Origin of the sequence: Haloarchaeobius pelagicus (genome assembly GCF_051207375.1) — an archaeon.
In the GTDB taxonomy this organism is placed as follows: Archaea; Halobacteriota; Halobacteria; order Halobacteriales; family Natrialbaceae; genus Haloarchaeobius.
The window spans coordinates 1,807,470-1,826,063 of sequence record NZ_JBPJZD010000001.1; the positions used below are offsets into that span (position 1 = coordinate 1,807,470).

Genomic DNA, 18,594 nt, shown 5'->3' on the forward strand with positions numbered 1-18,594 from the left:
TAAATCGGTCACGCTCTCCGGTGCGACGAGTTTCGGCCGGTCAGAATCAGTCCGCCCGCAGGTCGTACAGCCGCCGGAAGACGAGGGTCGGAAATCGCGGTTCCAGCCGGCTCGGTGGCCGACCAGCGCCTCCAGCATGTTCGCTGGTCACGCGCTCGGTGATACCCGCCTCGGCGAGTTCGTAGAGGAAGCGTTTGACGGTCGCTGCGGAGAGGTCCACGTCGGGCGAGGCGGCGATGGCCTCGGTCGCCGAGCCGACGGATTCGGCGGCGTCCTCGTCGAGGTCGACCAACTTTCGCAGGACGTGCTGGCGGTTCGCCGGGAGCGTCAGCACACGCCCCAGCGATACCGACGGGCGTGGCACTGCACCCATCCCGGCTTCGAGGTCCCGTTCCCGGATGCGGTCGTGGCCGGCATCGCTAGCGACGTCGGCCGCGCCGAAGAGGCCGGCGAGTGCGTCGTGGGCGTCACCCTGCGCCCAGTCGGCGAGGCGGCGAACCTGCTCGTGTTCGATGGCCTGTCTGGCCAACCCGTCCGAGGCACGGGCCGTCAGCACGTCGACGAGGGTGTGTCGTTCGTAGGCTGGAACCTCGATGCGTTCCGGCGGCCGGACCGCGTCGTCGAAGCTGTCCGGGTCCTCGCGTCCGACGGCGACCCACGAGAGTGAGTCGGAGACGGGGTCGAAGCACTCGGTGAGGAGTTCCAGCGAGACCGTGTCCGCCTCTTCGACGTGGTCGACGGTGACGACCGCATCGCCGGCCGGCGTGTCGAGGTGTGCGACAAGCCGGTCGCGGAGGTCGTCACTGCCGACACCCTGCTTCGGGACCGATTCATCGAGCAGCCCGTCGAGGACCGCATGATAGAGGCCGAGCTCGTTGTTCGCACGCCGGGCGTCGATGTAGACGAACACCGGCGCGGTGCCGGTCTGTGCACGGGTGGTCGTGTGGATGGCAGACCCGCCGTGAGAGAGCAGTCTGTCGAGGTGCGAACAGAGGGTGGTCAGCACCGCCGACTTGCCCGCCCCCGGCGGCCCCCAGACGTAGGCGTTCGGGGGCAGACGCTGGTCGAACACCGGGTCGAGGTAGTCGAGCAACCGTTCGAGCACCGGCCCGCGGCCGGTGGGCTCCTCGACGTGGACGACCGGGCTGATGGCGTCGTACTCAAGGATTATCGGCGCGTCTGCACCGTTTCGCTGGCGGCGGCGTATTCGTGTCTTGAGGTCCATAGTGGGTGTCGCGGGCGGCTGTATCGAAATCGGGACGGTCGTATGGCGGCGTTAAATAAAAGCCTGCTGGCAGTAGGCGATCACGGCAGCGGGACCCACCCGGCCTGGGGCAGGACACCCGCCATCGCGAGCACGGCGATGAAGAACGTGTTGACCACGATGGCGGCCGCGGGCGGGTCGAAGTGCGTGTCCGAATGCGCGTAGAAGATGCGCTGGATGACCTCGCCAGTCAGCGCTCCGCTGATGCCGAAGGCGGCACCGATGAGGAGTGCAGGGACCATCGGCACCGCCTCTGCTGCAGGCACGATCGCGAGTGCGGCCGTGCTGGAAGGGAGAGAGATGTGGTGGGTGACCGGAATCTGTTCGACCCCACAGTTCAGGAACAGCAGACTCGTCGCGCTGATACCGAACGCGAGGAAGTAGCTCCCCGTGGTGACGGCGACGTAGGCCGCGAGGATGCCGACCGTGAGGCCGATCATCGCGACGCCACTCCACTTGTACTGGTGGGGGAGCCACGGTTCGACCTTGAGCCGTTCCTTCTGGACGACGCCACCGTCGGCGACGACCTCACCGCCCTCGGCGGTCTGGCGCATCTCCTCGGTCTCGAACGGGTCCATGTCGAAGATACTCCTTCCGCGGACCGTCCCGATGATGGAGTACCCCAGGATGAGCCGGTGGAAGACCGCAGAGAGCACGACACCCATGGCGATGGGGTCCCACGGCATCGCGAAGCCGAACGAGACCTGTCGGATGATCATGCCCAGCATGCCGAACAGGCCCCCGACGACGAGGACGTCCGGCTTGGTGCCGAGCGCGTGGGCGATGTTCTTCGCTTCGTGGTAGTCGAACCCGGTGTCCATGTACCCCTTCCGCGCGGCGTAGGCGGCCGCGGCGGCCCCGCCGGCGAAGGAGATGTGCGGGCCGAACACCGGCCCGAACGCGATGCTCCCCGTGATACCGACGGTGAACGCGTCCGACCCGATGACCCCGGCACCGGCGAGTTCCGCCTTGAGGATGTTGGCGGACTCACCGATCAGCACCATGAACCCGGTGAAGATGAACGCCGGGAGCGCCCCGAGGGCGGCCCCGAACGCGCCGCCAGCGAACGCGGCAATCCAGAGTTCAGGCTGGGCCAGCGCATCGATGACAGCCTGGACTCCCATCTTCATTCACCTCCGTCCTGGGCCCAGTCGAGGGAGCGCTCGACGGCATCGTGCCAGCGACCGAACTTGCGGTCCATCTCCGCCTCGTCGGCGTCCGGGCTGAACTGGCGGTCGACCTTCCAGTTGTCGCGCAGCTCGTCGATGGTGTCCCAGTAGCCCACGGCGAGGCCAGCCGCGTACGCCGAGCCGAGGGCGGTCGTCTCGTCGACCTCCGGCCGGGCGATCTCCGTGTCGATGATGTCGGACTGGAGCTGGCAGAGGAAGTTGTTCTTGACGGCCCCGCCGTCGACGCGCAGGCGGTTCATCTCGATACCGGAGTCGGCTTCCATCGCCTCCGCGACGTCGCGGGTCTGGTAGGCGATGGATTCGAGGGTCGCCCGCACGATGTGCTCGCGGCGGGTACCCCGCGTCATGCCGACGATGGTCCCGCGGGCGCGGCCGTCCCAGTGCGGGGCACCGAGCCCGGTGAACGCCGGGACGACGTAGACGCCATCGGTCGACTCGACGCTGCGGGCGAGCTCTGCGGTCTCGGCCGGGTCGTCGATGAGGTCGACGTCTTCCAACCACTCGATTGCCGCGCCAGTGATGAAGATGGAGCCCTCGAGCGCGTACTGGACGGGCTCGCCAGAGCGCTGGAAGCCGATGGTCGTGAGCAGGCCGTGGTCGGACGTGACGGCCTCCTCGCCGGTGTTCATCAGGAAGAACGACCCCGTCCCGTAGGTGTTCTTGGCGTCACCCTCGTCGAAGCAGGTCTGCCCGAACAGGGCGGCCTGCTGGTCACCCAATGCGCCGGCGACGGGGACCTCCGCGCCCAGGAAGCCCTCGGCGTCGGTCGTCCCGTAGGTACTCTCGTCGCTCGACGGTCGAACCTCGGGGAGCAGACTCTCGGGCACGTTGAACTCCTCGAGGAGTTCGTCGTCCCACTCCATCTCCCGGATGTTGTAGAGCATGGTCCGGGAGGCGTTCGTGACGTCCGTGATGTGGTTGCCCGTGAGCTTGTAGATGAGCCACGAGTCGATGGTCCCCATGCGGAGTTCTCCCTCCTCTGCACGGTCGCGGATGTCCTGTGGACGCGACCGTTCCATCTTGATGGGGTCTGCGTTGTCGAGCAGCCATTCAGCCTTCGTCGCCGAGAAGTACGCGTCGGCCTCGAGGCCGGTCTTCTCGCGGATCCATTCGACCTTGTCCTCCTCCTGGAGAACCTCGACGCGGTCGGTCGTCCGGCGGTCCTGCCAGACCAGCGCGTTGTGGATGGGCTTGCCCGTTTCAGGGTCCCAGATGAGCGTCGTCTCGCGCTGGTTCGTGATCCCGAGCGCCTCGAGCTGCTCGGCCTCGACACCGGCCTCGGCCAGCGCTCGCGTCACCACCTCCTTCGTGTTCTCCCAGATCTCCATGGGGTCGTGCTCGACCCAGCCCGGCTCCGGGTAGATCTGTTCATGCTTCTCGTAGGCGTTGGCGACCACCTGTCCGCTGTGGTCGAACACCATGAACCGTGTCCCTGTCGTTCCCTGGTCGATCGCACCGACGTAGCTGTTTCGTGCCATGGTTAGTCCGGGCGGCCGACCTTACTTTACCGAGGGCCGGCCACTGAGGGTAAAGTGTATGGTCCATCATGATAAAACCCTGTGAATCCAATCAAAAAACCGACAATATACCCCAGATTCCGCCCGGAATCGGCGAGGGGTACCGAGTAATACAGGAGCGACCGCAGAAGTTACTGGGGGTCTCCCCCCACAGGATAAAAAATAAAGTAGCTACGCCACGGAGTTGAGATGACTGGATGGCATCGAGAACAGACGTCCTGGTCATCGGCGGGGGCTCGACGGGTACCGGTATCGCCCGCGACCTCGCGATGCGTGGACTCGACGTGACACTCGTCGAGCAGGGCAACCTGACCCACGGGACGACGGGCCGGATGCACGGCCTGCTCCACAGCGGCGGCCGGTACGCCGTCTCCGACCAGGCGAGTGCGACGGAGTGCATCGAGGAGAACCGCGTCCTCCGGGACATCGCGAGTCACTGCGTCGAGATGACCGGTGGCCTGTTCGTGAAACGACCCGAGGACACCGAGGAATACTTCGAGGAGAAGCTGCAGGGCTGTGCCGACTGTGGCATCCCCGCCGAGGTCCTCTCGCGGGAGGAAGCCCGCGAGGTCGAACCCTACCTCGCGAAAGACGTCGACAAGGCAATCAAGGTCCCCGACGGCGCGGTCGACCCGTTCCGGCTCTGCGTCGCGAACGCCATCTCCGCCGAGCAGCACGGCGGGCGCGTCGAGACCCACGCGAAGGTCATCGACCTGTTGACCGACGGCGACCGCGTGACGGGCGCACGCGTGAAACACGAATCCGGGCCGGGCAAGCGTGAGCACGGGCTGCCCGGACAGGAGGAGGACATCCACGCCGACTACGTCGTCAACGCCACGGGAGCGTGGGCCGGCCGTATCGGCGAGATGGCCGGCGTGGACGTGGAGGTCCGCCCCTCCAAGGGCGTCATGGTCGTGATGAACGTCAGGCAGGTCGACACGGTCATCAACCGCTGCAAGCCCAAGGGGGACGCCGACATCGTGGTCCCGCACGAGACGACGGCCATCCTCGGCACGACCGACGAGGAGGTTTCAGACCCCGAGAACTACCCCGAGGAGGGCTGGGAGGTCGACAGGATGATAGACGAGCTGTCCCAGCTCGTCCCCATCCTGCAGGACGCGAGAACGGTCCGGTCGTTCTGGGGCGTCCGCCCGCTGTACGAACCGCCGGACACCGGCACGACGGACCCGACCGACATCACGCGGGACTTCTTCCTGCTCGACCACGAGGAGCGCGACGGTCTCGATGGCCTCACCAGCGTCGTCGGCGGGAAGTTCACCACCTACCGCATGATGGCGGAGGACGTGGCCGACCACGTCTGCGACGTCCTCGGCGTCACCGCCTCGTGCCAGACTGCCGACGTCCCCCTCCCCGGCAGCGAGAACCCCGAACGCCTCGACAAGGGGATGAACGCCTACGGCCTGCGCTCCCCGGTCGCCCGCCGGAGCAAGGAGCGCCTCGGCTCCCGGGCCGACGACGTGCTCTCCTCGACCAGCCCGAACCCGGTGCTGTGCGAGTGCGAGGCCGTCACCCGCGCCGAGGTGCAGGACGCCATCGACCAGTCCGGCACGGACCTCAACGCGGTCCGAATCCGGACTCGCGCCTCGATGGGCAACTGCCAGGGCGGGATGTGCTGTCACCGGCTCGCGAACGAACTCCACCCCGAGTACGATTCCGAAAAGGCGGGAGATTCCCTCGACGAACTCTGGCAGGAGCGCTGGAAGGGCGAGCGCCACGCGCTCTGGGGCGAGCAGCTCGAACAGGCGATGCTCAACCACGCGATGCACGCGACCACCTGGAACCGCGGGCACGAACACGCGTCCGACGACATCGACTGGAGCGAGTTCGGAGGTGCCGACCGATGATAGAAGACGACGTGCTCGTCGTCGGTGGTGGACTCGCCGGCTCGACCGCTGCCCTCGCCGCCGCCAAGACCGGGGCGGACGTGCGGCTCGTCTCCGCGAAAGAGAGCACGATGCGCCAGGCGTCCGGGCTCGCAGACTGTCTCGGATACGTCGGTCCGGATGGCGACCTGCTGGCCGACCCCTTCTCCGCCATCGACGACCTGCCCGAGAACCATCCCTACCGAATCACCGGTGAGGAGGCCATCCGCGAGGGATTCGCGCTCTTCGACGAGGTGACGGGTGACGCCTACGCGGAAGCTGCGGGAGAAGACGACCGGAACGTCCTCGTGCCGACCACGCAGGGCACGGTCAAACCCACGTTCCGGTACCCGAAGAGCATGGAAGCCGGCCTCGCGGGCGATGGTCGCGCGACCCTCCTCGTGAGCTTCGAATCGGACCCGGACTTCGACGCCCCACTCGCCGCAAACCAGCTGGACGAGACGGTTCCCGGTGACGTGACTGGGGTCGAACTCTCGTTCCCGGTCGACCTCCGCGACGACGTGAAACCCACCAGAATCGCCAAGCTCCTGCAGGAGGACGGCGGTGTCCGGGGCGACCTCGCACGCGCCGTGGAGCCGCATCTGGCGGACGCAGAGGCCGAGCGGGTCGGCTTCCCGGCCGTCCTCGGCGAGAAACCCGGGCCGGTCATCGACTCCCTCTCGAGGGCCCTCGGCGTTCCGGTGTTCGAGGTGCCGACCGGGCCGCCGAGTCTGCCGGGGATGCGCCTGCGCGACCGGATGCGGTCCGCCCTGCTCGACGCGGGCGTGGCCGTCACGACCGGCTGCCCGATGGTCGACTTCGAGGCCGAGGATGGCAGCATCGACGTGCTGGAGATGGACCGCAACGGGGCGACCATCCCCCACTACCCGGACCAGGTGGTCCTCGCCACCGGCGGCCTGGTCGGCGGCGGTATCGACACCGACCGCGAGTCGGTGCGCGAACCCCTGTTCGACCTGCACGTTCCCCACCCCGAGGACCGGTACGACTGGTCAGCCGAGGCCGCCTTCGGCGACCACGCGTTCGCGCGGTTCGGCGTGCGAATCGACGACGACGGCCGCCCGCTCGACGAATCTGGGACGGCGGCCTACGAGAACCTCCGCGCAGCCGGCAGCGTCGTCGGCGGGGCGGACTTCGCGACGGAACTCTCCGGCAGCGGCATCTCGCTCGCGACCGGCTGGCTCGCCGGCACGCGAGCAGGAGACAATCTATGAGTACTGACGAGACGACTACCACGACCAACAGCGACGACGAGTTCGAACCGATACAGGTGTTCCCCGAAGGCGAGGCCGACCTCCGCCCCGGCGCGGACAGCTGCTACAAATGCTCGACCTGCGACACCTCGTGCCCGGTCGCCGAGGTGGACGACGAGTTCCCCGGCCCGAAGTTCCAGGGCCCCGAGCAGTGGCGGCTCAAGCAGAAGGAGGACACCGACATCGACAAGTCGGTGATGAAGTGCTCGAACTGCATGCGCTGTGACGGTGCCTGCCCGGCCGACGTGCCCCTCAGCCAGATGCACAACACGGCCCGCGCCGAGTACGTCGACGAACACTTGGACACCTTCTCGCGGGAGTACGTCCGAAACAAGATCCTCGCGAACTACGGCCGCCTCGGCAAGCTCGGCTCGATGTTCCCGCGTCTCACCAACTTCGTGATGGGGAACTCGCTGGTCCAGAAGGTGAACGAGAAGGTACTCGGCATCACCGCCGAGCGCGACTTCCCCGAGTTCGCGACCGAGACCTTCCGCGAGTGGTTCGAAAAGCGCGGTGGCGCACAGGTCCAGAGCGAGGAGAAGCGCATCGCGTACTTCCACGGCGACTACGCGAACTACAACACGCCCGAGGTCGGGAAGGCCCTGGTCGAGACCTTCGAACACTTCGGCTACGAGGTCGCCGTTCCCGAGCAACGTTGCTCCGGCACTCCGATGTTCGCCAACGGGATGCTCGACGACGCCCACCGCGCCGCCAAGTTCAACGTCGAGACCTTCGCCGACCTCGTCGACGAGGGCTACGACGTCATCTGCTCGTGCACCTCCTGCTCGATGGCACTCCGCCAGGAGTACCCCGAGCTCTTCGACTTCGAGGACACCGAGCGCGTCGCTTCCCATACCTACGACGCCGTCGAGTACCTGCGCACCTTCGAAGACCTCGAAGGCGAACTCGCCACCAGCGAGGACTACGACGGCGAGTTCGACGAGCTGGCCTACCACGCCCCCTGTCACGCCCGCAACCAGGGCCTCGACGGGCAGGCCGTCGAAGTCCTCGGGAACGTCGACGGCGTCGACGCCCACGACGTCGGCGAGTCCTGCTCCGGCATCTCCGGCACCTACGGCTGGAAGGAGGAGAACTACGAGAACTCGATGGCTATCGGTGAGGAGATGTTCGACCACATGGACGAGGCCCCCGCGGAGACCGGGCTGACCGAGTGTCCGACCTGTGCCATGCAGATGGAACACGGGAGCGGCTACGACGTCCGACACACGCTGGAGGTCGTCGCGGACGCGCTGGGGGGCGATTGAATCGCCTTTCTGACTCAGGGCATGCTACCGATTGTCGTCTAGAGAACATCGTTTTCGACCGGAAATTTAAGTGTTCCAATCTGTATCCTGTAGGTATAGACCCGACTGGCACGTCGAACCTGAAACCAGCTGATACTCGACCGCTCCATCGAATCGTTGGGCAACGATTCCCTCTCCTGGGTAGCTCGATGGGGCGTTCGACGTATTTTCGGACACCGGCAACAGTGGAAACGCCGAGGACGCACGTGAAATCGGCGGTAGCCAGCACCAGACACAATGAAGGTTAGTTATCGGACGACGGAGGACCCGACTGGCGTGGTCATCAAGGACCACATCAAACAGCGCCAGATACAGGTGGTGACCGATAGCGGTGTCACCATACAGTCGAGCGATACAGAGTCGTTCCGATATCCCGTCGATGAAGCATTCAACATCCAGGCGAGCAAACTCTCGCTGAGACAATCGCCCGAGGTGTACCTCCGGAGTTCGGACGGAACGTACGACAAGGCGGTTCGAACCCACGAAACGTTGTCCCTGGGATCGAGACGCTACAGTCTCGACTTCACCGCTCCTGTCAAGATCTACTGGCACTTCGACGGAGCCGCAACCATCTCGAAGGGGATCGACACGCTCCAGGTGATGTTTCCGGAACCGACCACCGTTCACTTCGGCATCCGGTCGTATCACAAACAGCCCGCTGGGACCATCACGACGACGGGCTGCCCGGACGACCTGATGACTGCACTCAGTACCCTCTCGTCGTCGCTGAAGACGACCTCCTGCGAGCGGTCGTACCCGACGCTCCGTGGCTATCCACCGATGGTCAAGCTCGGTGACGAACTCGACATCCCGTCCGGATTCCAGCAGCCCGACACGGGTATCAAGTTCGTCGTCCCACCAGAGCACGAGTTCATCTACTCGGCAGCACCGCTCGCGTTCTACCTCGGCGCAGACCTGGTTCCGGGGAGGACCCCCCGGCTCGTGACCGACCAGTTCGAGTACTCGCTCGACACTGACCGGTGGTTCGAGGACGAAGTCGCAGAGGTACTGAAGCAGGTACTGTTCCTCGATTGCGTGGTTCGAACCGAGGGGCTGTATCAGGTCGACCTCCACGAGCGCACACAGGTCGAACCAGACCTGCCGTTCGACATCGAGGAGATGTACGACAGGTCGGTGAGTGAACAGCTCCCTTCGTATCTCGAAGTCCCATTCGAGACCGTCGAACCGCATCTACCCCGGTGGTGCCTCACCGCGCACCTCCCTCCGACACCGGACAGTGTCGAGGCGATTCCACACATCGTCAACGACCTCGGTGTCATCCGGGCACCAAGAGCCAACGAGCATCAGATCACACGGAATGTAGAGCAGGCTCAGACCCGGGCACCAGCAGTTCGGTCGGAAGCCCGTAGTACGGATGAGAACGCACGAACCATGACACTCGTCGAACCCGTCCGCAAGGACGAGTCGGTAGAACACGCCTGGTTCGGTGCTGGAACCCCGCTTGGTGCGTCGAAGGCATCTGTGAAGTCGTTCGAGCACCAGCTGCGCGAAATCGAGCGCAACGATTCGATCGACATCACGGTGGTCTGTAACGACCCACATATGATCGACGAACAGACCACCTTGGACGGTGTGTACGGAGACCGTGACGACCATCCTTACAACGTCGATTCTCATTTCGGAGTCTCGAGAGAACAACTCTCCGAGATCTTGACCGATGATAGATGTGACTTGTTGCATTACATCGGGCACGCGACTCCGACTGGGCTTCGGTGCACAGATGGAGAGCTTGATATCCGAACCCTCGACTCGATCTCCGTGAACGCGTTTCTACTGAACGCCTGTCGGTCCTTCGAACAGGCAGAAGCGCTCGTCGAAAAGGGTTCGTTTGGGGGAGTGGCGACTCTCGGGGATGTGGTGAACGAGCATGCAATAGAGATCGGACAGGCGATCGCACACCTGCTGAACCTTGGATTCCCCCTGAGAGCGACGGTCGAGCTAGTACACAAGCATACCAGCATCGGTGACCAGTATCTCATCGTAGGGGATGGCTCTCTGGACATCGTGCAACCCGATGCTGGGGCGCCGATGGTGAGCAGAGTTTCGCCAGCTCCGAAAGACGACCAGTTCGAGTTAACGGTCGATCTGTTTCCCACGAAACTCTATCAGCTGGGTTCAACGATGACGCCGTACCTCGACCACGTAGAGGAACATTTCTTACATCCCGGGAGTCTCCCCGCGTTCGATATCTCGAAAGAACAACTCACTGAATACCTGACCTGGACGATGTATCCGTTCGAGATGCAGGGGTCGATTAACTGGAACAACTCGATTGGCGTCGTACTATTCGAGGAGTAGCGTTAGCCGGTGTCGGCAGAACAGCGCTGACTGTACGAAACGAAAATCCTTCAGGGTCCAACGATACCGCCGTTGCCTGCTGCCACAGGGCTTGCCTGCATGAGCAGGAGTCCGATCATGAACAGCACGCCGATCATCCGCGGGTGTTCTGCGAGGTAGTTCGCCAGGGTGTCGTTGTCTTCTTGCATGACAACAGCACCATTGGTAGTGGATGACATTAATCTATCTTAATATTACTTATAAAAAATACATATTTCTTAGTAGTATGGAAAACAGACGTAGCCATAATTCCATTAGAACCAGACAAACACATCCATATTGTCTCCAAAATTTGTAGGTTGCCGCTAGAAATCACCGATAAAGATTACATTCGGATAATGGGTAGTTCGGCCTCCACCAGCCGGGCTCAGGCGTACTCGAAGTCCTCGGTCACGTAATCGATCCCGAGCACCAGCACGCCCCCTATCAGCGCGATACCCACGATGGCAGCCATCGATTCCCCCGAACTCAGATCGCCCTTGTCGAGGATATCCACGAGCGGGAGTCGAAGCCCGCCCACCATGAGGCTCACCAGGAAGGTCAGCGTCGCCTCGCGGTAGTTGTCGAGTGCCCAGTCGATGACACGGGACATCGAGAGCAGGCCGAGCGCCATCCCGGTACAGAACGTGACGACCACCACGCCCGACTCGGCGACGGGGCCGAAGTCACCGCCGCTGGCGAGCGACAGCAGCCCGTCGACGAAGCGTTTCAGCGTGCCGGTCATGTACTCGTACTGCTGGAGGATGACGAGGAAGAACGAGCCGGAGACGCCCGGCAGGACCATCGCCGACACCGCGACCGCTCCCGAGACGAAGACGACCGGCGTCGAGTGCCCGAGCGCGTTCGACGGAATCATCGTCACGCCGGCCGCGATGATGACGCCAGCCGCGCCGACCAGCAGTCGGCGGGGTGTCGAGACGTCGACCTCCTGATAGAGGACGACCGCGGAGGCCGCGATGAGCCCGAAGAAGAACGCGGCCACCAGCGCGGGATACTGCTGGATGGCGGCGTGCAGGACGCGGGAGAGGGTGATGACGGCCGTCGCGATACCGAGGCCGAGAACGAGCAGAAACGGTGCGTCGACGCGGTAGAAGAGCTCGCCGAGGGCGGCCCGACCCGACTCCTCGTGCACACGCAGGACGTGTCTGAGGTCACGCGGGTCGAACGCGGTGATGGCTTCTATGAGTCGTTCGTAGATGCCGGTGATGAGCGCGATGGTGCCGCCAGAGACACCGGGGACGGTGTCGGCAGCGCCCATCATGAACCCCTTCAGGTAGACCGCGAATGACTCACGCATCGCTCTCAGGTATCGCTGGAAGCGAGAAAACGGTTGTCCTTCGGTGATTAGGCTGCGCGGGCGAGCGTGCCAGCGTCAGTGCGGACGAGGCGCGGCTGGTCTTCATCGGCAGCGGACGTGGACCCGGAGCCACTGGCCACGTCTGTACTCACCGTGCTGTTCGAGCTCCCGGTTGCAGCGGAGAGTTCGACGGTGATGGGCTCGCCGTCCTCGGTCATGATGGCCGATTCGGGCACCGCCACGGTCCCGGTCTCGTTGGAGCCCTCGACCGTGATGGTGTATTCGCCGGTCGCCTCGACGACGGTGTCGGTGCTCCCGTCCTCGACGGTCAGGGAGTCGTCGGTCGCGTACGGCACCGTGATCTCGAAGTTACCCTGGTCGTCCGTCTGGACCGTCTGCGTGTAGTTGAACGTCCGGTTGGTCGTCTGGGACTTGAGCTGGACCTTCGCGGTCACGTTCGTCGCACTGGAGACGTCCGCCTGGCCGGCGACTGTCGCGCCGGGGACGCGCTCGTAGGTCTTGACGACCGATTCGACGCTCGTGTCGTACACGTGTACCTGCGGGCTGAACTGGTACTGCAGCAGTTGCTGGATGTTCAGTGCGCGGTTGACCGCCGCCGCCTGCCAGCGTCCGTTCTGCTGGACCGCGAGGGACGCGAAGCCGACCTGCGAGGGGTTCTCGTGGACGAGCCGGTAGTGCTCCAGCCCGTTCGCGTCGTCGAAGTACAGCCGCGAGAGCATCGTCCTCTCGTACTGCTCACCCATGCCGGGCAAGACGACGGACGAGTTGTTGATGGTGACCTGCTTGTTGGTGTAGTAGGTCTGCGGGCTCGGCCCGGTCCAGGTCGCGATAGCGCCGAACTTGCTGCTCGCCATCTGGTAGTCGATCATGACGTACCGAGTGTCCTCGCTGGCCTGCTGGTCGTTCTGCTGGTCGACGAGGCGCTGGAGGTCCTCGTTCGAGAGCTGGTCGACCGGTTTCTCGGCGTCGTGGAGATTCGGCAGTGCCTCGAGCAGCAGGTTCGCGTGCGTCTCGTTCTGCGCGAGCAGGTAGTCGGACGCCGCCTTCGCGTTGTGCTGGAACGGGTTGGCGACCGGGATACGTTCGCCTCTCACCGTGATCCAGTGCCCGTAGTCCCACCAGGACATCACACCGTACGCGCCTTCGGGATAGGCGAAGTCGTCCTGGTTCTCGTACGTCTCGTAGTACCCGAGTTCGTTGTTCGCACCGCCGTACTGTCCGGGTTCGGGAGTGTTGCTCTCGAGGAAGTCCGTGCTGTTGTCCCAGAGCACGACGGAGCCTGGCGACATACTATCTGCCTGGGCGTCGACCGTCGTCGAGGTCATCGCCAGCACCGGCGTCAGTGGCATGACGACGAGCATGATGACCGCCACGATGGACATGACCTGATACGGCTCGACGTCGATATCGTCGGTCGAAACGTCCGGGATGCCGACGACCTGGACGATGCGGCCGATGAAGAAGCCGTTCAGGACGGCCACACTCACGACGAGGTAGTAGTTGAACCGCACCTGCGTCATCGCCATGAGGAACATGAACGTCGACCAGACGAGGACGAACAGGAGTTCGGAGCGATACTTGTCGCTCGAGTAGAGGTCCCAGACGAGCCAGACGAACGCGGCCGCGGCGACCACGTAGGTGAGGCCGTACTGTGCGCCCATGAACTGGGTCATCGTCTGGACGAACGGTTCACCGGCACCGACGACTGCCTGCGCTTCGCCGATGGTCAGCGTGGTGTCGCTCTGTGCGAAGGCGATGGTGCGGTTGACGTTCCGGATGAGGATACCGAACGCGTCGGGGGCGACGAGTTTGAGTGCACCCAGTCCTGCCACGAGAATCGAGGAGATAGCCACTGGATAGTAGGCTTTCTTCTCGGCTTTCTCGTCTCGCGTGTACGCAACACCGCCGAAGAGCCCACCGAAGACGAGGATGAGTGCGAACGGGAGCCCGAGGAAGGGAAGGTCGGCGACCGCTGCGAGGATGATAGCGAAGAACAGGAGTCCGAAGGAGATGAGGGAGGCGTTTCGCAGCGTCTCCGTCTCCATCGTATCCCACGTCCGTGCCAGCCACGCCATGAAAGCACAGCCGGCTGCGAGACCGAGCCCGAGTCCGACCTGCAGAGGCGAGAGTGAGGTCACGCCGAGACTGAACTGGTCGATGCTCAGGAGGACGGTGAATGCGGAGGTGACACCGACGACCACACCGGTGAACGCGAGGTGGTCCGGGCTACGCCCCGCGATGTACTCGATGGAGAGCGCGATGGCGAAGAACACTCCGAGGATGCCGAGGAGCACAGCTGCGGGCGGCCAGACCCACATGTAGAGGCCAGCCGAGATACCGGCGAGGGCGGCCCACTTGCCCGGCGTCCGCATCGCATCCCAGTCGCGGTCAGCGACGAGCTCGTAGACGGGTTTCTCACGCTCGGCCGAGCGGAGCGCCACCATGATGCCGAGTACGGTAAGCGCCTGGAACAGGACCTCCGCGACGTGGTGGTCGGAGAAACCGGCCGTCGACCGACGGAGGAACACGCCCGGAAGGAGCGCGAGGACCAGTGCAGCAGTGACACCACCGAAGCGTCCAGCGACGCGCTTCCCGATGAGGTACGTGGGGATCGCCACCAGCATCCCGAAAACGGCCGGCGCGACCAGGAGGGTCATCGCGATGGTGTGCTGGGAGGGGTCGCCGAGGCCGACGATGAGTGCAGCAGTCGCGACGAGCTGGTCGAACAGCGTCCCGAACTGGTCCGCACGAACCCCGGTCGGGAACTCGCTGTAGACGTCGTACGGCATCGTCGTCGGCCAGTGGCGAACCGTATAGGAGACTTGACGAAGGTGGTACCAGGCGTCGTTGCCAGCGTAGAACACCTCGCCGTTTCGTGTGAAGTTATCCAGTGGTTGCAGCCGTACCCAGAGCATGAAGGCCATGATCAGCCCCACACTGGGCACGTGATACCAGCGTTTGAAAAGCTCGATGACGGAGTCCGAACGGACCTGTTCGGATTCCGTCTGCTCGCCAGTCGACGTGCTCATTGTACGGGAAAAGTCTGAAGCGACGAATAAGCCTTGTGTAATCCGTTCCTGTGTAGACAGCTTTCCCTCACCCGATTTTCAAAACCCTTATTCGAGCTTCCACGATTGGTGAGAACAATGAAAGTCTCCGTCGTCGTCTGTACCTATCCGACGGACCGCTACGAGTACTTCCACGAGTGCGTGGAAAGTGTGCTCGAACAGACATACGATGACCTTGAGGTGGTCCTGGTCATCGACGGCAACGAGGAGGTCCACGAGTGGACGGTCGACGACTTCGGTGACGTGCCCAATCTCCGAATCCACTGTAACGACGAGAACCGTGGCATCTCCTACAGCCGGACGAAGGGTGCTGAGTTAGCTGAAGGAGACATCGTTGCGATGATAGACGACGACGCCGTCGCAGAACCGGACTGGATAGAGACGCTGGTCGAAACCTACGAGAGTACGGATGCACTGGCAGTTGGTGGAGACGTCAAGCCAGACTGGCAAGTCGAGAAACCAGATTTCTTTCCGGACGAGTTCTACTGGCTCGTTGGCTGCGTCGAACCGGGATTCGCCGAGGACGGGGAAGAAGTCCGGAATACGTACGGGTCGAACATCTCCTACCGGCGTGACGTGTTCTTGAACGTCGGTGGGTACGACCCGAACACGGGTCGGAAGGGCGAGAAACACCTTCAGGCGCACGAAGCCCCCGTCGGAATTCGGATGCTAGAGGAGTACGGAAGAGGGATGGTATTCATCGAGGACGCGGTCGTCCACCACAAACTCTTCGACTACCGGGGTGACTACAGGTGGCTGGTCAGTCGGTCGTTCTGGCAAGGATACTCGAAGCGGGTCATGGACCTGCTATACCCCAACGCACCCGACGACAAGAGCGCGTACCTGAAGCAGCTTATGACGCAGTACGTGCCGAAACGGGTCGCTGAACTCGTTCGGTCTCCGTCGATTCCGAAGGTGAAACAGCTGGTCACGATCTTCGTCTTCACTGCTGTCGTCGGACTCGGCTACCTGTACGCGATGGTGACGCCTGACGTCGTCGAGAAGGCGAACGCGTAACGACGAGGAGCAAGCCCCAACTCGCGAAAGTCAAGTGACTCACCGCAATCTTCACCGCGGCAGTCGGATTCGGGTATCTGTGTGCAATTCTGACGCCGAACCTCTTGCCGGACTTCGACTGACTCCCCGGTAGCTCACTATCAACGCCAACGCTTCTCTGTTGATTTTTCGAAGATTCGCCACTCCCAGGTGCTCTGCTTTGACCGACTCAGTCTCGGTACATCGAGATATGCTCGGCAGCGATGTCCGTCCAGTCGTGGTTGGTCACGGCCGCTTCTCTGTTCCGGGCACCGACGGACTCGAGGTCGGCTGTAGAACACGCAGACAGCCGTTCGAGTCCCTCGTCGAGGTCTTCGTACAGGATGTTACCGGGGGGAGAAACGGACTGGATACTCCCCATTCTGGGAGCGACGAACGGCAGACCGAGGGTCATCGCGAGGAGGACGGAGCCTGAGTTGAAGATATGCCTGTAGGGGAAAACCGCTGCATCAGCGGCCGAGAAGTACAGTGGGACCTCGTCGTCCGGGATGTATTCCAGGTGAAGCTGTACCGACTCGTCCCCTGCCGCTAACTGTTCGATTTCGTCTCGCAGATCGGTGAACTTGGGATTGCCTGCGACCACGAGACACGCATCATCGTCGAGCGCCTGGAACCGTTCGATGAGGAGAGGGACCTGCTTGTACGGTCGAATCATCCCGAAGAACAGGTACACTCGCTCGCAGTCTTCGACACCGATTTCGGCTCTTGCTTCCGCCCTTGAGTGGGTTCGGCCCTCGTACAGCGGCCGGTAGTTTCCGTGGGCGATCTCGTGTACTTCAGGAAGCGACACGTTAAGGTAGGCCTCGAACGCTTCGCGAGTCCGACCATCCCACACCTGCACACCGTCGACGATGCGGAGAAGACGGCGACTCACCCACTGGTCGAGGTCCTCGTATCGTTGTTCGTGGTTGCATCTGTTGTGGATGGTCCACACGACTCTCTCACAGACTATCGATGCCAGCCATACCTGCAGCAGGAAAACGACGGCAGCGACCCGACACACCAATCTGCTGAAGGGCAGTGAGTACAGCTCTCGCTTGCTTCCGAAGAGGAAATACGGGTGTGTCCAGTGGACGTGGAGCACATCCACCCTCGTCGAGATTACCTGGAGAAGCAACGGAGAAAATGGGATGTTCCACCGTTCGCCGACCACTTCGACCCCCTCCTCCCGGAGCGCCGAAGAGAGCAGCTCCTGGTATTGGTTCCCCGAATAGAAGGGGGCGAACATCACTTTCATACACTGAAGGTCCCCCATCTGTATAAAAAAGGCTTCTGACCACCGCCCACGCACTGTGGTCCGTCCTCTCACCGTCGTGCTCGTCCCGGGACTTCAAGAACTGACCGATGCGTATTTCAGAGCCCCCCGATTGAATCATGCTAGACGCATGTATTCGGTAGCCCAACTCAAACGGGGGTTACGCGCTCCCTCCCTCTTCCTCAGAGAACTCAACTATCTCTATCACACCCGTTTGAAAACTCGCGACCACAACACTGCCGGTGTGGACCTGATGACACAGGACTGGGATTACCTGTGTCTCCTCGACGCGTGCCGTTACGACATGTTCGAGGACCAGTCGACGCTGCCCGGTACCCTGGAATCTCGCCAGTCTCGGGGGTCCAACACGGTCGAGTTCCTTCAGGCGAACCTCGCGGGCCGAGAGCTACACGACACGGTTTACGTCACGGCGAACCCCCAATACCGACGACACTTCGACGAGCTCGATGCAGAGTTCCACGCGGTCATCGATGTCTGGCAAGACTCCGGGTGGAACGAAGTGTACAACACGGTACTTCCGGAAACGACGACCGAATACGCGCTGGAAGCTGCCCGAGAATACCCGAACAAACGGTTGCTCGTGCACTACATGCAACCGCACTACCCGTTCATCGACGACGAGACCGACTTCGACAAACGGCACCTTCACAACGAGATGGACGACACCATCGACTTCTGGCACGAGATAATGTTCGGACAGCTGGCGCTCACGCCGTCCGATATCTGGCCACTGTATAGAAAGACGCTCGCAGCGGCCCTCCCGCACGTCGAAGAGTTCATCACAACGCTGGAGGGCAAGCACGTCGTCACGGCAGACCACGGGAACATGGTGGGTGAACGGGCCTCGCCCGTTCCGGTCACTGAGTGGGGACACCCGAGAGGGATCTACACGGAAGAACTTGTGAAGGTCCCATGGCAGGTGTACCAGTGGGGCGACCGACCAGAGATCACTTCCGAAGAGCCAATCGACCAAGCGACCGGTGTCGAAGACGACACGACGATGGACCGACTGCGGGACCTCGGGTACGTTCAATAGCAACTCCACCGGGAGTGACCGCGTGTTTCTCCCTACACAATGCTTATATCTGT

The 18,594-nt window shown here is 63.0% G+C and carries 13 protein-coding genes; 6 read left to right on the forward strand and 7 right to left on the reverse strand.

Going from position 1 to position 18,594, the window contains the following annotated elements; translation table 11 throughout:
- Positions 1 to 46 precede the first annotated feature (46 nt).
- The 3 genes from ACSC1S_RS09575 to glpK all read right to left on the reverse strand — a co-directional run bounded on the left by ACSC1S_RS09575 (position 47) and on the right by glpK (position 3,932).
- Entirely contained in the window at positions 47 to 1,225 is a 1,179-nt protein-coding gene (locus ACSC1S_RS09575) for a Cdc6/Cdc18 family protein (protein WP_435364107.1), read from the reverse strand.
- 80 nt (positions 1,226 to 1,305) lie between these two features.
- On the reverse strand, positions 1,306 to 2,388 hold the full coding sequence (locus ACSC1S_RS09580; protein ID WP_435364108.1) for a DUF7973 family transport facilitator: 1,083 nt from the start codon (positions 2,386 to 2,388) through the stop codon (positions 1,306 to 1,308).
- A gap of 2 nt (positions 2,389 to 2,390) precedes the next feature.
- Entirely contained in the window at positions 2,391 to 3,932 is a 1,542-nt protein-coding gene (gene glpK / locus ACSC1S_RS09585) for a glycerol kinase GlpK (protein ID WP_435364109.1), read from the reverse strand.
- A gap of 236 nt (positions 3,933 to 4,168) precedes the next feature.
- Here glpK and glpA point away from each other — a divergent pair, with 236 nt between their 5' ends.
- The 4 genes from glpA to ACSC1S_RS09605 all read left to right on the forward strand — a co-directional run bounded on the left by glpA (position 4,169) and on the right by ACSC1S_RS09605 (position 10,748).
- Positions 4,169 to 5,836, forward strand: coding sequence for an anaerobic glycerol-3-phosphate dehydrogenase subunit GlpA (glpA, locus tag ACSC1S_RS09590; RefSeq protein ID WP_435364110.1), 1,668 nt, complete (start codon positions 4,169 to 4,171; stop codon positions 5,834 to 5,836).
- On the forward strand, positions 5,833 to 7,086 hold the full coding sequence (gene glpB / locus ACSC1S_RS09595; RefSeq protein ID WP_435364111.1) for a glycerol-3-phosphate dehydrogenase subunit GlpB: 1,254 nt from the start codon (positions 5,833 to 5,835) through the stop codon (positions 7,084 to 7,086). The genes glpA and glpB overlap by 4 nt, the downstream gene beginning before the upstream one ends.
- Positions 7,083 to 8,390, forward strand: coding sequence for an anaerobic glycerol-3-phosphate dehydrogenase subunit C (locus ACSC1S_RS09600; protein ID WP_435364112.1), 1,308 nt, complete (start codon positions 7,083 to 7,085; stop codon positions 8,388 to 8,390). Before glpB ends, ACSC1S_RS09600 begins: the two co-directional genes overlap by 4 nt.
- A gap of 315 nt (positions 8,391 to 8,705) precedes the next feature.
- Positions 8,706 to 10,748 carry a hypothetical protein gene (locus ACSC1S_RS09605; protein WP_435364113.1) on the forward strand — a complete coding sequence of 681 codons (2,043 nt, stop codon included), beginning with the start codon at positions 8,706 to 8,708 and terminating at the stop codon, positions 10,746 to 10,748.
- Positions 10,749 to 10,798: 50 nt separating this feature from the next.
- Here ACSC1S_RS09605 and ACSC1S_RS09610 read toward each other — a convergent pair whose 3' ends face one another.
- The 3 genes from ACSC1S_RS09610 to ACSC1S_RS09620 all read right to left on the reverse strand — a co-directional run bounded on the left by ACSC1S_RS09610 (position 10,799) and on the right by ACSC1S_RS09620 (position 15,134).
- Positions 10,799 to 10,936, reverse strand: coding sequence for a DUF7503 family protein (locus tag ACSC1S_RS09610; RefSeq protein WP_435318647.1), 138 nt, complete (start codon positions 10,934 to 10,936; stop codon positions 10,799 to 10,801).
- Between the two features lie 218 nt (positions 10,937 to 11,154).
- Complete coding sequence (locus ACSC1S_RS09615) at positions 11,155 to 12,084, reverse strand: DUF368 domain-containing protein (protein ID WP_435318648.1); 930 nt, start codon at positions 12,082 to 12,084, stop codon at positions 11,155 to 11,157.
- Positions 12,085 to 12,131: 47 nt separating this feature from the next.
- The gene (locus ACSC1S_RS09620; protein ID WP_435364114.1) at positions 12,132 to 15,134 is read right to left on the reverse strand and encodes an STT3 domain-containing protein; all 3,003 of its coding nucleotides are present in this window, start codon (positions 15,132 to 15,134) and stop codon (positions 12,132 to 12,134) included.
- Positions 15,135 to 15,251: 117 nt separating this feature from the next.
- Between ACSC1S_RS09620 and aglG the strand changes: the two genes are divergently transcribed.
- Positions 15,252 to 16,190, forward strand: a complete 939-nt coding sequence (gene aglG, locus ACSC1S_RS09625) for a glucosyl-dolichyl phosphate glucuronosyltransferase (RefSeq protein WP_435364115.1) — start codon at positions 15,252 to 15,254, stop codon at positions 16,188 to 16,190.
- Between the two features lie 208 nt (positions 16,191 to 16,398).
- Here the strand turns inward: aglG and ACSC1S_RS09630 are convergent, their stop codons facing one another.
- Positions 16,399 to 17,466, reverse strand: a complete 1,068-nt coding sequence (locus ACSC1S_RS09630; protein WP_435364116.1) for a glycosyltransferase — start codon at positions 17,464 to 17,466, stop codon at positions 16,399 to 16,401.
- Between the two features lie 55 nt (positions 17,467 to 17,521).
- Between ACSC1S_RS09630 and ACSC1S_RS09635 the strand changes: the two genes are divergently transcribed.
- Positions 17,522 to 18,541, forward strand: coding sequence for an alkaline phosphatase family protein (locus ACSC1S_RS09635; protein WP_435318652.1), 1,020 nt, complete (start codon positions 17,522 to 17,524; stop codon positions 18,539 to 18,541).
- Positions 18,542 to 18,594 lie beyond the last annotated feature (53 nt).